Source organism: Mesorhizobium sp. WSM4884 (assembly GCF_029625675.1).
Classification (GTDB): Bacteria; Pseudomonadota; Alphaproteobacteria; order Rhizobiales; family Rhizobiaceae; genus Mesorhizobium.
Genome location: NZ_JARTVO010000033.1, coordinates 25,593 through 38,422 on the forward strand (window position 1 = coordinate 25,593; position 12,830 = coordinate 38,422).

A 12,830-nucleotide genomic window follows, 5' to 3' on the forward strand; every position below is an offset into this window, starting at 1 on the left:
GTTCGGCTTATGCTGCCAGGCAAAGGACTACGAATGTTGACAGCGTGCTCCACAGCATTTTCAGATGCTCCGGTGACACGTTGAAGTTTGGCGAGTGGACGTAGCGATTTAGAGTATCCATAGAGATCAAATGCTCTCCTTGCTGAAGTTTTTTAATCACGCCTAGATACTTTTTGTCTATTTCATTTCTTGAGTAAATGTCTTCCGCAACTTTTATGGCCTTTCGAGCCAAATTGTCGTTTTCATGCACGGTCGTAAGTGAAGTTTCTTTGATGAAATTATCGACCGATAGCTCGATCAGGACGCGCAGCAGTACCGAAATTGCGTTGGGATGCAGAGAAAGTTCTAACTTGAATTGAAGCTCTTCCCAAATCTCTCGGTGTCGTTGAAGGTGAGCGGTCCACGTTATGCCATAATCGACATTCGGAATGAGATGCGGCCAGGGGGAGAGCTTAGGCGGGGTCGGTTTCGGAGGTAGAGGAAGGGTTGGTGTCGGCGTCGGGGCTGGCGTTGACTTAGGTTTGGCTGCGATTGTCGGAAGGACCCCCTCGCGGTCAAGCCCGTCAATATATTCGAGTTTGGATTCCGTATCCCAGATATTTTCCAAAGTGATCGTTCTTGTAGCGAGGTCAGTGGCCACCCGTTGCAGGGCACGAAGTGTCGCCTGCTCTTCGCGAATAAATTCCAACCTCCCCTTACGAACCGATATCCCCAACCGGTTGCGCAACGTCTCGGAAGAAAGGAGGCGATTCATATTGGATCGAGGGATCTTCCGGTGTGGCAACATTTTCGCTGACTTCAACCGCGCCTCAATCTCGTCAGCAACATGGAGTCCGCTGCCTTTCCCCGTACGGATGACAAAGTTGTTTTTCATCCGGTCGTTCCAGTTGCTTTGCCCGATACCACCTTGAACACCTGTGTGGCGACGGAACAGGATGTCGTCCACGCGGTCGCGATCGCTTTCGACCCGGCACTCTATCTTTTCGGGGATTTTGCCCTTCCATTGCTGTCGCAGTTCTGCGAAGAACTGTTGCAAATCCACAGTGGGTGCGCGGCGTGGTGCCGACAGTAGTTTGAGGCAAGTGGTCCGCCGATTGCCGTCTGCAACGACAAACTTATTGCCGTCGGGAAAAACTAGTGGTGGTTCGAAAATCTCGCCCTTCGCCACTAGGTCTTTTGCTAAGTTGCGCATGTGCTGTTCTTGCGATGCGAACAGTTGCGCGATCGCTGCAGTTTCGTTTTCCAGCTCGCCATGCCGGTCGTTGGCCGGATTTATGACAAGCGAAGTGAGCGGTAACTGTCTGTAAGCCATGAGAATCCCCCTATGACTAGGATAGCGTGCTTATGAAGAGCTGTATATCCGTCCGACTTTCCTAATGAGTATGCGACTTCTCGGTTTGTAGTTGCGTTCCGACATTTGGCGATTTGTATGCCCCTCATCCCCCTTGCCAACCCCGCCACCTTCTCCTAATCTCCCTCTGAGAAAACCTTTTCCCAAATCGCCTCGCGCCCGCTGCCCTCACTCGTCATTGGCGCGCAGGGCGATAAGAGAAAACCTTTTCCCAGCTACGGGAATTCGCTTCGAAAGATGTCCGCCGACGCCGAGCCAGCGCCAGTTTCCGTCAAGCCGCCGGTCACGCTGCGCGAGGTGGCGGCGGCGGCCGGTGTCAGCGTGGCGACGGCTTCCAAGGCGCTGAACGGGCAGGGGCGCATGACGGCGGAGACGCGTGAGCGCATCCGCGAGACGGCCAGGCAGCTCGGCTTCCGGCCGAACAGCCTGGCGCAGAGCCTGCTCAGAAAACGCTCCTTCACCGTCGGCCTGCTCACCAACGATACCTATGGCCGCTTCTCGCTGCCGCTGATGGCCGGCGTTTCGGATGCGCTGGTCGACAATGGCGTCTCGGTGTTCCTGTGCAATGTCGAGGACGACACGCGGCTCGGCCAGCTGCATGTCGAGGCCATGCTCGACAAGCGCGTCGACGGCATCATCGCCACGGGAAAACGCATCGACCGCCATCTGCCGGTCGATCTCTCCAACCTGCGCGTGCCCGTGGTCTACGCCTTCACCCAGCCCGATACCGGCGCGGTCGGCCTCGTTTCCGACGATGCCGGCGGCGCGCGGCTGGCGGTCGAGCACTTTTTGCGGCTCGGGCGCCGCCGCATCGCCCATGTCAGCGGCCCGGCGAGCTTCGCGGTGGTGCACGCGCGGGCTGAGGCTTACCGTGACGTGCTGGAGGAGCACGGCCTGCCGTTCGACGAGCCGCTGCTGGGCCCATGGTCGGAAGGCTGGGGCCACGAGGCGGTGGCGAAACTGTTCGGCAAGGCGGGCAGGGAAGGCTGGCCGGACGCGGTCTTCTGCGGCAACGACCAGATCGCCCGCGGCGTCATCGACGCGCTGCGCGAACGCGGCATTCGCGTGCCCGACGATGTCGGCGTCATCGGCTTCGACAATTGGGAGATCGTGGCCGAGGCGACGCGCCCGCCGCTCACCTCGGTCGACATGAATTTGTCAACGCTCGGCCGCGAGGCCGGGCTCGCTCTGCTTTCGCTCGTGGGCGGCCGGCCGGCCGCGCCGGGCATCAGGAAACTGCCGTGCCGGCTGGTGGTGCGTCAGTCATGCGGCCGTCCGCCGGGCGGCTGAAGCATCGAATGAAACGGCCGTCGCGCAACGGCCAAACCGGGAGGAGAACCATGAGGAGGAGAATGATGAAAACCTTGATTGCCAGGCTGGCCTTGGCCGCGGCCGTGATCGGCGGCGGGCTGCAGGCCGCGTCCGCCGAGACCGCCAACATCTGGGTGCGCGCCGACGGCTCGAATTTCATGCCGCGCATCGTCGACGCTTTCAACAAGGCGCATAAGGACCAGATCAAGCTCGACATCATCCCCAACGCCGAGATCATCCCGAAATATGGCGCCGCCGCCGCCGGCGGCACCGCGCCCGACGCGCTGTCGCTCGACCTGATCTACACGCCTTCCTTCGCCGCCGCCGGCCAGCTCGAGGACATCACCGACTGGGCGAAATCCTTGCCCTATTTTTCCAGCCTCTCGCCGGCGCATGTGAAGACCGGCACCTACAAGGGCCACATCTACGGCCTGCCGTTCTCGGCCGATTCCTCGGTGCTGATCTGGAACAAGAAGCTGTTCAAGCAGGCCGGGCTCGATCCGGAGAAAGGGCCGAAGACCTGGGCCGAGATCGAGGCCGACGCCGAGAAGGTCAACGCGCTCGGCGGCGACATCAAGGGCTTCTACTTTTCCGGCAATTGCGGCGGCTGCAACATCTTCACCTTCACGCCGCTGATCTGGGCTTCGGGCGGCGACATCCTCTCCGAGGACGGCTCGAAGGCGACGCTCGACAGCCCGCAGCTGCGCGGCGCCATCGACCTTTACCGCTCGATGGTGAAGAAGGGGCTGGTGCCGGAGGGCGCGCAGACCGACACCGGCGCCAACTTCTTCGCCGCCTTCGCCGGCGGCAAGATCGGCATCTCGCCGTCCGGCGCCTTCGCCATCGGCGCGCTCAACACGCAATATCCCGATATCGACTACGGCATCACCTTCCTGCCCGGCAAGGACGGCGGCTGGTCGTCCTTCGCCGGCGGCGACAATTTCGTCGTCACCAAGGGCACCAAGAAGATCGCCGTGGTGAAGGAGTTTTTGGACTTCGCCTACTCGCTGGAGGGCCAGACCATCCTTGCCAAATACGGCAGCCTGCCGGTGCGCGGCGACATCGCCAAGGACGCGCTGAAGGACCTCGATCCGCGCTACCAGGTGGCGGCAGAGGCGATGGCCAAGGGCCGCACGCCCTATACGGTGGTGTTCAACGACCTGATCAACTCCGCCAACGGCCCGTGGACGCAGATGGTCAACGAGGTCTTCTTCGGCGACGATGTCGACGGCGCCATCGCCAATGCGCAGGAGACGATGCAGTCGATCATCGACCAGGCGCCGAACAAGTAGGCTGGCGCCTCCCTTAACCTCCCCCCCGAGGGGGACGCAGCGTTAAATGGCAGGGACTATCGCGTTGAGAAAGCTTACTCTCACCAGCATCCAATTTGAGGCGCAGCGAGGTTCGCGCCTCCTTCTCCCCTTGTGGGAGAAAGTGGATCGGCGCGCAGCGCCGAGACGGATGAGGGGTGTTCCAGGGAACGCCAGCGTCTCACTCCGCTGGAACACCCCTCATCCGTCGCCTTCGGCGACACCTTCTCCCACAAGGGGAGAAGGGGGAGCGAAACCATGACCACCATCGCCGCCGCCTCCGCACCCGCCCGGACACGGGCCGGCGCCGGCCGGATGTCCCAGTCCAACAGCAGGACTATCGCGTTGAGACAATTCACTCTCATCAGCATCGTCAATTTGAGGGCGCCGCGAGGTTCGCGCCCCCTTCTCCCCTTGTGGGAGAAGGTGGATCGGCGCGCAGCGCCGAGACGGATGAGGGGTGTTCCAGGGAACGCCGGCGTCTCACTCCGCTGGAACACCCCTCATCCGTCGCCTTCGGCGACACCTTCTCCCACAAGGGGAGAAGGAGGAGCGCCGGCGCATGCGACCTCCTCTCCCCTCGGGGAGAGGTCGGATTGCCCCGGATCGCCTTTTGCAATCCGGGTGAGGGGGCGTCGGCAAGTTCGCTCCACCTTCTCCCCTTGTGGGAGAAGGTGGCCGAGCGAAGCTCGGTCGGATGAGGGGTGTTCCAGCTTGGCGATGCGTTCGAAATCGCTATCGCCTCACTCCGTCCAACACCCCTCATCCGTCTCGGCGCTGCGCGCCGATCCACCCCCGGCCGGGTCCCCGCTGCTTCGCAGCGTCCCGGCGTTCGCCGGCCTTTCATCGTGCCACTGGCACGATGAATTCACCTTCGGTGAACCGGCTGCTCACCCCACAAGAGGAGAAGGGGGAGCGAAACCATGACCACCATCGCCGCAACCTCAGCACCCGTCCGCGCCTTGACACACCTCGGCGCCGGCCGCCGGCAATGGGTGGGCCTGCTCTATGTCCTGCCGGCCGTCGCCTTCGTCGTCGTCTTCTTCGTCATCCCGCTCGGCATGACGGCGTGGATGTCGCTCAACAACTGGCCGCTGATGGGCGGGCATACCTTTGTCGGCCTCGATAACTACGTCGCCATCCTGCGCGACACGCGCTTCTGGAACGCGCTCAAATTCACCTTCTACTACACTGTGGTCGTCACCATCGCGATCTTCGCCGTCGCCTTCCCGCTGGCGATCTTCATCGAGCGGCCGCGGCCGCTCACCAATCTCTACCGCACCGCCTTCTTCATGCCGGCGGTGGTCGGTTTCGCTTCGGCGAGCCTGCTCTGGTCGTGGCTCTTGAACGTCGATTCCGGCCTGTTCAGCCCGGCCGCCTTCGACCTCGGCCTGACGGAGAGGAAGGTCAATCTTCTGGCCACCTTCCAGCCGGCCTTCTGGTCGATCATCGCCATGGTGGTCTGGAAGGTCGCCGGCTTCACCATGATCATCCTGATGACCGGCCTGCAGTCGATCCCGCAGGACCTGCAGGAAGCCGCCGTCATCGATGGCGCCGGCCCGTTCGCCCGCTTCAGGGCGATCACCTTGCCGCTGATGCGCCGCACTTTGGCGCTGGCGCTGATCCTGTCGGTGGCGGGCTCGATCCTCGCCTTCGACCAGTTCTACATCATCCTGCGCGGCGGCCCGCGCAACCAGACGCTGACGGCGGTCTACTGGATCTTCAACCAGTCCTTCGTGTCGTTCAAGCTCGGCTACGGCGCCGCACTTTCCATGGTGCTGCTGGTCATCCTGGTGGCGCTCAGCCTCATCCAGCTCTGGCTGCTGCGCAAGCCCGAGGGGCTCGACTGATGGCCGAGGCGATGTCGCAGAACCGAAAAGTCGCCTTCAGCCTCGCCAGGCATTCCACCGGCATGATCGCCTCGGTGCTGTTTTTGGCGCCGATCGTGTGGACGGTGCTCTCCACCTTCAAGCCGGCTCAGGAAGCGCGCCAGCCGCCGCTGCCGCCCTGGCCGACCACCGGCTTCTCGGTCGAAAATTATCAGACGCTGAACACCTTCGGCGACGGCCTCTGGGCCTCGGCGCAGAACAGCATCTACGTCTCGGCGATGACGGTGCTGCTCTCGGTGCTGGTCAGCGTGCTCGCCGGCTACGGCTTCTCGCGCTTCCGCTTCCCGTTCCGGGATTTCTTCTTCGTCCTCATCCTGTCGACGATCATGATCCCGTTCCAGTCGATCCTGACGCCGATCTTCCTGGTGCTGACTAGGCTCGGCCTGCACAACACGCTGACGGGGCTGGTCTGCGTCTACGTCACGCTGCAGCTGCCCTTCTCGATCTTCATGATGCGCAACGCCTTCGACGCCGTGCCGCGCGAGATCGAGGAGGCCGCGCGCATGGACGGCGCCAACAACGTCACGATGCTGGTCAAGGTGATGCTGCCGCTGGTCTGGCCGGGCGTCGTCACCATCGCGCTGTTCGCCTTCCTCGGCGCCTGGAACGAGTTCCTGGCCGCGCTGGTGCTGATGACCGACCAATCGAAATTCACCCTGCCGGTGATGATGACCGCGCTCCAGTCCGGCCGCTTCGGCGCCATCGACTGGGGCGCGGTGCAGGCGGGCGTCGCCGTGATGATGGTGCCCTGCCTGATCCTGTTCCTGGCGCTGCAGCGCTTCTACATCCGCGGCCTGATGGCCGGGGCCGTCAAATGATTTTCCCGCATTCGAATGGAGTGACGTCATGACCGCATCGCAGCCCGCCGCCGCAACCGACACTGCCGGGCCGAAGCTCGCCTTCCGGCCGCTGCCCGTGCCGCAGGTCGATGTCCGCGGCTTCTGGGGCGACCGTGTCGACGCGGTGGCTGGCAAGACCGCCGGCATCCTCTACGACCGCTGTGTCGAGGCGCGCATGCTGGAGCAGATCGACCCCGACCGGCCGTCGCCCGGCGTCGTCATCCCCTTCCACGTCAGCGACGGCTTTACCGCGCGCACCGTGACGACGCAGATGTTCTGGGATTCCGACTGGGGCAAGACGATCGAGACGGCGGCCTATTCGCTCTACCGGCGCCGCAATCCCGATCTCGAACAGAAGATCGACGCCGTCATCGACATGTACGGCAAGCTGCAGCAGGAGGACGGCTATCTGTCGAGCTGGTACCAGCGCATCCAGCCCGGCCTGCGCTGGACCAACCTGCGCGACTGCCACGAGCTCTACTGCGCCGGCCATCTGATCGAGGGCGCCGTCGCCTACTTTCAGGCGACAGGCAAGCGCAAGCTGCTCGACATCATGAGCCGCTACGCCGACCATATCGCCGACACTTTCGGCCCCGAGCCCGGCAAGCGGAAGGGCTATTGCGGCCATGAGGAGATCGAGCTGGCGCTGGTCAAGCTCGCGCGCGCCACCGGCAACGACAAATACATGAAGCTGGCGAAATACTTCATCGACCAGCGCGGCCAGCAGCCGCATTATTTCGACGAGGAGGCGTTGGCGCGCGGCGCCGACCCCAAGGACTTCCACTTCAAGACCTATGAATACAACCAGTCGCACAAGCCGGTGCGCGAGCAGGACAAGGTCGTCGGCCATGCGGTGAGAGCTATGTATCTCTATTCCGGCATGGCCGACATCGCGACCGAATATGGCGACGACACGCTGAAGGTGGCGCTCGAGCGGCTCTGGGACGATCTGACGACGAAGAGCCTTTACGTCACCGGCGGCCTCGGTCCGTCAGCCGACAATGAAGGCTTCACCAACGACTACGACCTGCCCAACGAAACCGCCTATGCCGAGACCTGCGCCTCGGTCGGCCTGGTGTTCTGGGCAAGCCGCATGCTCGGCATGGGCCCGAACGCCCGCTACGCCGACATGATGGAGCGCGCACTCTACAACGGCTCGATCTCGGGTCTCTCGCTCGACGGCTCGCTGTTCTTCTACGAGAACCCGCTGGAGAGCCGGGGCGGCCACCATCGCTGGAAGTGGCACCGCTGCCCCTGCTGTCCGCCCAATATCGGCCGCATGGTGGCCTCTATCGGCAGCTATTTCTACGGCCTCGCCGACGATGCGCTGGCCATCCATCTCTATGGCGACTCGACCGCCCGCTTCGAGATCGCCGGCCGGCCGGTCAGCCTCGTCCAGACCAGCAACTATCCCTGGGATGGCGCGGTCGCGATCGAGGTCGACGCTGAGGCGCCGATTGCATTCACGCTTCACCTGCGCATACCCGCCTGGTGCCGCAACGCGGCGCTGAAGGTGAACGGCAAGATGGTCGATCTCGCGGCCGCGACCAGCGACGGCTATGCCGCGATCCGCCGCGAATGGCAAAAGGGTGATCGCGTCGAGCTCGACCTCGAAATGTCGATGTCACGCCTCTTCGCCAACCCGCAAGTGCGCCAGGATATCGGTCGCGTCGCGCTCGCCCGCGGCCCGCTGATCTACTGCGTCGAGGAAACCGACAACGGTGGCGGGCTGCACCGCATCGCACTACCGCGCGAGGCCAGGCTCGAGGCGCATCCCGAGCCGAACCTGCTCGGCGGCATCGTCACCCTCTCGGCCATCGGCAGCCGGGCCGAAACGGAGAACTGGGGCAACGACCTCTATCGCTCCGAGCCGCCGGCGACGGAGGAAACGACGCTCAAGGCCGTTCCCTATTTCGCCTGGGACAACCGCGACCCCGGCGAGATGCTGGTGTGGCTGAGGGAGGGGTAGTTCCCTAGCACAGAATTTTTACCGGTCGGCTTGTTTGCATTGGCACGGCACATGCCTTGACATTGGCCGAAATGCTGGCGAGAGCCGGCCTGCCGGAAACCTACCTTCCCGACTCCGGAGCGCCGGCATCGCGCTCGTCTTCGAGCGCTGCCCGCACAAGTGCGTTGGCCGCCCACACCGACAGGGCCTCGCCTTCGGCCGCGCTTAAACCGCAGACGTCGCGTTGCACGATCAGCGCCTCCCAGCCGATCACCATGGCAAGGGCCCGGACCAGCTGGTTCCAGCGGCCGGGGGCCAGCCCATCACGCAAGGGCGACAACGCCTGCTCGATCCATTCGATGCGGCGATAGCCGCGGCGCGGCAAGCCTTTCTCGGCCTGCGTGCCGTTGGTGTCCACGGTCAGGCGGATCAGCGAGCGCCCGAGACGTTCGACCTCGGGGCTGACGTGATGCAGCGCGCGGACCAGATGCTCGACGCGCGCTTCGCCGTCGTCGCTCGCCTGCTCGATGGCGCGATCGACCGACGCTTGGCTGAGTGCGCCGACGGTCGCATCGAGCAGCAGTTGATCGAAGCTCGGAAAATAGAGGTAGACGGTTCGTCGCGAGACCTCGGCCGCGGCGGCCACCTCGTTGACGGTTGGCGTCTCGCCGCGCGCGAGCAGCGCTATCGCCGCGTCGACGATTGCCTTGCGGGTGCGACGTTTCTGTGCGGTGCGCAGGTGCGGATTGACATTCATGCAAGCTAAGTATACCGGAGTGCATTAATTGCACAAGAGTGCAATATCGATATCGGGTACATTTGAAAGGGGCTTTCATGACAATCTCCAGCCATACCGCCGCGGACGCCCGTTTCCTCGGGCCGGGCGAGGGGGAAGCGATCTGGTTTCTGAGAAACCGCATGACGGTGAAGGCGACCGAAGCCAGCACGGGAGGCGGCTTTGGCCTGCTGGAATCGCTGATCGCGCCGGGCTTCTCGCCGCCGCTGCACATCCATCACCGCGAGGACGAGTCCTTCTATGTGCTGGAAGGAGAACTGACGATGAAATGCGGCGACCGCACCTTTCGGGCGACTGCGGGCTCGTTCGTGTTCCTGCCGAGAAACGTTCCCCACACTTTCGTGGTCGAGGGCGACAAGCCGGCGCGCATGCTGACGCTGCTGACGCCGGGCGGCGGCGAGGGCGTTTTCATCGATGGTGGCCGGCCGGCGGAGGCGGAAGGATTGCCGCCGGTGGCGCCGCCCGACATCGAGGCGCTGAAGCGTGTGAGCGCGCGCTATGAGGCCGAAATCGTCGGGCCTCCGATGGCGCCGACGGCCAGCCGTGCTGCGGCCAGCGCTTAGCTCGGCTACAGATGCACGTAAGCCGTCAGCGGCAGATGATCGGAGGCGACCCGCGATAGCGGCGTGTCATGCGCTTCGACGGCTGACACCATGCCGTGCCGGTTGCCCATGATCCGGTCGAGCGCCAGCACCGGCAGGCCTGACGGGAAGGTGGGCACGGCCGGCGGCGTGTGGCCGAAGGTGGTGTGCAGCGTGTTCAGCGCCGATCGGTTGCCGAGCCGCCATTCGTTGAGGTCGCCGAGCAACAGCGTCGGCCTTTCATCGGCGCTGCTCATGATGTCGAGCACGACGCGGGCCTGTTCCGAGCGCGAGCGGCGCAGCAGGCCGAGATGGGCGGCGATGACGCGTAGCGTCCGGTTCTCGTCGAGATCGATCTCGGCGATCAGCGCCCCGCGTGGCTCCAGGCCCGGCAGCTTGATCTGGTGAACGTCGCGCACGGTGCCGCGCTTGAACAAAAGCACGTTGCCGCGCCAGCCATGCGCCTTGCCGTTTCCGCTGACCGGCACCGGCACCAGTCCCGTTTCGATTTCGAGACGGTTGAGGTCGAGCAGACCGGCGCGATCGCCGAAGCGGTTGTCGGCCTCCTGCAGCGCGATCACGTCAGGACTGATCTCGCGGATGACGCGCGCGGTCCGTTCGGGGTCGAATTTGCGGTCGGTGCCGATGCATTTGTGGACGTTGTAGGAGGCGACTACCATCTCGGCGCCGTCTATCCGCTTGCGCGGCGTCGACATCGCCTTGCGCATCTTTCTGCCGCGGATCGACAGGAGCACGGTCTCCGGAAGGCTGCGTCCGTTTTTCTCCATGGGTCTGCTGCTCGTCTTCCTCGTCTATAGATAGGGCGATCCCAGCCACAGCAATCGGTCGAAAACGCGAATGACGAACGGCCGCGCCTTCAGCGTCTGCAGTGTCACCTCTTGCGCCGACGCGATCGCGGCGCCGATGCGGGCATCGATCTCTGCGGCGAAATTGGCGTCCAGGATCTCCATGTCGATCTCGAAATTCAGCCTCAGCGAGCGGGCGTCGAGGTTTGACGAGCCGACATACGCCCACACGCCGTCGATGGCCATCAGCTTGGAATGGTCGAACGGGCCTTCGTGGCGCCAGACGCGGCAATAATGCTTCAGCACCTGGTCGAACTGCGCCGTCATCGCATGATCGACCAAGAAAAGATTGTTCACCGCCGGCACGACGATGTCGATTTCGACGCCGCGGCGGCCGGCCGTTGTCAGCGCGCTGATCAGCTCGCGGTCCGGTAGGAAATAGGGCGACATGATACGGATCGATTTGCGTGCGACTGAGAACGCCCCCATCAAGAGCTTGTGGTTGGTTTCGTTCGAGGCATCCGGGCCCGTCGCCACGGCTCTGATTAGCATCGGCTGGCCGGGCGGCGGCGCGCCGCGTTCGACTGGCCATATGTCGCCCTTCAGCGCCTCGTTGCCGGCGAAGCGCCAGTCTTCGGCGGCGACCGAGAACAGGTCGGCCACCACCGGCCCGGTGACCTCGAAATGCGTGTCCCTGGAGCTGTCGGAGCCGGCGAACTCAGCCGAGAATCCCTTGCGGATGTTCATGCCTCCAGTGAACGCCACCGTGCCGTCGACGACCAGGATCTTCCTGTGGGTCCTGAGATTGGCATAGGGAAGTCTCAAGCCCATGACGATCTTGCCGTTGAAGAGGTCGACGGCGACGTCGGCTTGCTTGAGCTGGTGGAGAATGCTCGGCACCGAATAGCGCACGCCGACGGCGTCGATCAGCACGCGCACTGCGACGCCGCGTTTGACCGCGCCGGCAAGCGACTGGACGAACATGTGCCCGACGGCGTCGTTGTCGAAAATATAGGTCTCGAGCAGCACGCTCTTTTGCGCGCCGTCGATCGCCTTGCACATCGCCGCATAGGCCTCGTCGCCGGTCTCGAGCACGGCGATCGCGTTTCCCGAAGTCAGCGGCCGCCGCGCCACCCTGTCGCCGAGCGTCTTCAACCCGATGAAGCGCTGGCCGTACTGAGCTTCGATCAGCGCCTCCACAGCCACGTCGCGGTCGTGCCTTGCCTCGGCCGCCTCGCCGGTGACGGGCCGCAAGGCGCTGATCGTCGCGCGGCGGATGCGGTTGATGCCGGCGATGGCATAAATGATGGCGCCGAGGAAAGGCGACAAAAGCATCACGCCGACCCAGCCGGTGGCGGCGCGCACGTCCTCTTTCGTCATGATGGCATGGACGATGCCGACGGCCGCCATAGCCAACGACAGGAGAAGGATAAGCGTAGACCAGTGACTCGCAATCGTCTGCAACATCGGCCCGACTATTGAGCGAGCGGACGCGGAAGGCAATGCGGGTGGTCAAAGTGGTCCGGGATAGGCCTTGTCGCGGGTTCAAAGCCGAGTGTCTCATGTTGTTTCGACGGTTCCGATCCTTGAACGCGATCGGACCCCACCTAGCGCCTACGGCAAATAGATGAGCCCTCGTCACCCAATCGATAACGAGGCTCATCATGGCCCGATGCTATTTTGAGGTCGGCAACCCGGTTTTGCGGCCAGTCTGCTTTAGGGGTTGGAAATGAGCAAGACCACTCTCACTGCTATCGCTATCCTCGCGATCAGCATCGGCTATGCCGAAGCCAAGGACCGCAAGGTCCCGCCGGTTTGTACCGCATCGAGCCCACTCTCCGAGGTCCTTGGTGGCAAGTGTTTTCTCGTCAAGGGTTCGATGATCTACGGCGACATCGCCGATCTTTCGCAGATAATTCACTTAGAGCGGGATGATTTTAGGTTGAACAGTATCCTGCGTTTTCGAAGTAGTTGTTGCATTCGGTTGCGGTGAGGCCAT

At 63.4% G+C, this 12,830-nt stretch carries 11 protein-coding genes; 7 read left to right on the forward strand and 4 right to left on the reverse strand.

Translation table 11 applies throughout. The features are described 5' to 3' along the window. Window positions 1-7 precede the first annotated feature (7 nt). Window positions 8-1,312, reverse strand: coding sequence for a hypothetical protein (locus tag P9236_RS29410; protein ID WP_278078076.1), 1,305 nt, complete (start codon window positions 1,310-1,312; stop codon window positions 8-10). Window positions 1,313-1,588: 276 nt separating this feature from the next. On the opposite strand from P9236_RS29410, the gene P9236_RS29415 reads away from it, so the two are divergent. From P9236_RS29415 to P9236_RS29435, 5 genes are all read left to right on the forward strand, one after another. Then, a complete protein-coding gene (locus P9236_RS29415) occupies window positions 1,589-2,641 on the forward strand; it encodes a LacI family DNA-binding transcriptional regulator (RefSeq protein WP_278078077.1) in 1,053 nt (350 codons plus the stop codon). Window positions 2,642-2,706: 65 nt separating this feature from the next. After that, a complete protein-coding gene (locus P9236_RS29420) occupies window positions 2,707-3,954 on the forward strand; it encodes a sugar ABC transporter substrate-binding protein (RefSeq protein ID WP_278078078.1) in 1,248 nt (415 codons plus the stop codon). 941 nt (window positions 3,955-4,895) lie between these two features. Further along, window positions 4,896-5,822 (forward strand): sugar ABC transporter permease, encoded by a 927-nt coding sequence (locus P9236_RS29425; protein ID WP_278078079.1) that lies wholly within the window; start codon window positions 4,896-4,898, stop codon window positions 5,820-5,822. Next, complete coding sequence (locus P9236_RS29430; RefSeq protein ID WP_278078080.1) at window positions 5,822-6,679, forward strand: carbohydrate ABC transporter permease; 858 nt, start codon at window positions 5,822-5,824, stop codon at window positions 6,677-6,679. The genes P9236_RS29425 and P9236_RS29430 overlap by 1 nt, the downstream gene beginning before the upstream one ends. Before the next feature lie 28 nt (window positions 6,680-6,707). Continuing rightward, complete coding sequence (locus tag P9236_RS29435) at window positions 6,708-8,669, forward strand: glycoside hydrolase family 127 protein (RefSeq protein ID WP_278078081.1); 1,962 nt, start codon at window positions 6,708-6,710, stop codon at window positions 8,667-8,669. Window positions 8,670-8,769: 100 nt separating this feature from the next. Here the strand turns inward: P9236_RS29435 and P9236_RS29440 are convergent, their stop codons facing one another. Further along, window positions 8,770-9,405: a TetR/AcrR family transcriptional regulator gene (locus P9236_RS29440; protein WP_278078082.1), complete on the reverse strand. Its 636-nt coding sequence runs from the start codon at window positions 9,403-9,405 to the stop codon at window positions 8,770-8,772. 77 nt (window positions 9,406-9,482) lie between these two features. Between P9236_RS29440 and P9236_RS29445 the strand changes: the two genes are divergently transcribed. Next, window positions 9,483-10,007 (forward strand): quercetin 2,3-dioxygenase, encoded by a 525-nt coding sequence (locus P9236_RS29445; RefSeq protein WP_278078083.1) that lies wholly within the window; start codon window positions 9,483-9,485, stop codon window positions 10,005-10,007. A 5-nt stretch (window positions 10,008-10,012) separates the two neighbouring features. Here P9236_RS29445 and P9236_RS29450 read toward each other — a convergent pair whose 3' ends face one another. Together P9236_RS29450 and P9236_RS29455 are read right to left on the reverse strand one after the other, a co-directional pair. Next, a complete protein-coding gene (locus P9236_RS29450) occupies window positions 10,013-10,813 on the reverse strand; it encodes an endonuclease/exonuclease/phosphatase family protein (protein ID WP_278078084.1) in 801 nt (266 codons plus the stop codon). Between the two features lie 24 nt (window positions 10,814-10,837). Further along, window positions 10,838-12,298 carry a phospholipase D-like domain-containing protein gene (locus P9236_RS29455; RefSeq protein ID WP_278078085.1) on the reverse strand — a complete coding sequence of 487 codons (1,461 nt, stop codon included), beginning with the start codon at window positions 12,296-12,298 and terminating at the stop codon, window positions 10,838-10,840. 262 nt (window positions 12,299-12,560) lie between these two features. Between P9236_RS29455 and P9236_RS29460 the strand changes: the two genes are divergently transcribed. Then, complete coding sequence (locus tag P9236_RS29460) at window positions 12,561-12,824, forward strand: hypothetical protein (RefSeq protein ID WP_278078086.1); 264 nt, start codon at window positions 12,561-12,563, stop codon at window positions 12,822-12,824. The last annotated feature ends 6 nt before the right edge of the window (window positions 12,825-12,830 follow it).

Excerpts from the sequence above, each read along its gene's own strand:
- P9236_RS29430 (WP_278078080.1), top strand. The coding sequence starts at position 5,822 with ATGGCCGAGGCGATGTCGCAGAACCGAAAAGTCGCCTTCAGCCTCGCC.
- P9236_RS29450 (WP_278078084.1), bottom strand. The coding sequence starts at position 10,813 with ATGGAGAAAAACGGACGCAGCCTTCCGGAGACCGTGCTCCTGTCGATC.
- P9236_RS29455 (WP_278078085.1), bottom strand. The coding sequence starts at position 12,298 with ATGTTGCAGACGATTGCGAGTCACTGGTCTACGCTTATCCTTCTCCTG.
- P9236_RS29445 (WP_278078083.1), top strand. The coding sequence starts at position 9,483 with ATGACAATCTCCAGCCATACCGCCGCGGACGCCCGTTTCCTCGGGCCG.
- P9236_RS29460 (WP_278078086.1), top strand. The coding sequence starts at position 12,561 with ATGAGCAAGACCACTCTCACTGCTATCGCTATCCTCGCGATCAGCATC.
- P9236_RS29420 (WP_278078078.1), top strand. The coding sequence starts at position 2,707 with ATGAAAACCTTGATTGCCAGGCTGGCCTTGGCCGCGGCCGTGATCGGC.
- P9236_RS29415 (WP_278078077.1), top strand. The coding sequence starts at position 1,589 with ATGTCCGCCGACGCCGAGCCAGCGCCAGTTTCCGTCAAGCCGCCGGTC.
- P9236_RS29425 (WP_278078079.1), top strand. The coding sequence starts at position 4,896 with ATGACCACCATCGCCGCAACCTCAGCACCCGTCCGCGCCTTGACACAC.
- P9236_RS29410 (WP_278078076.1), bottom strand. The coding sequence starts at position 1,312 with ATGGCTTACAGACAGTTACCGCTCACTTCGCTTGTCATAAATCCGGCC.
- P9236_RS29440 (WP_278078082.1), bottom strand. The coding sequence starts at position 9,405 with ATGAATGTCAATCCGCACCTGCGCACCGCACAGAAACGTCGCACCCGC.
- P9236_RS29435 (WP_278078081.1), top strand. The coding sequence starts at position 6,708 with ATGACCGCATCGCAGCCCGCCGCCGCAACCGACACTGCCGGGCCGAAG.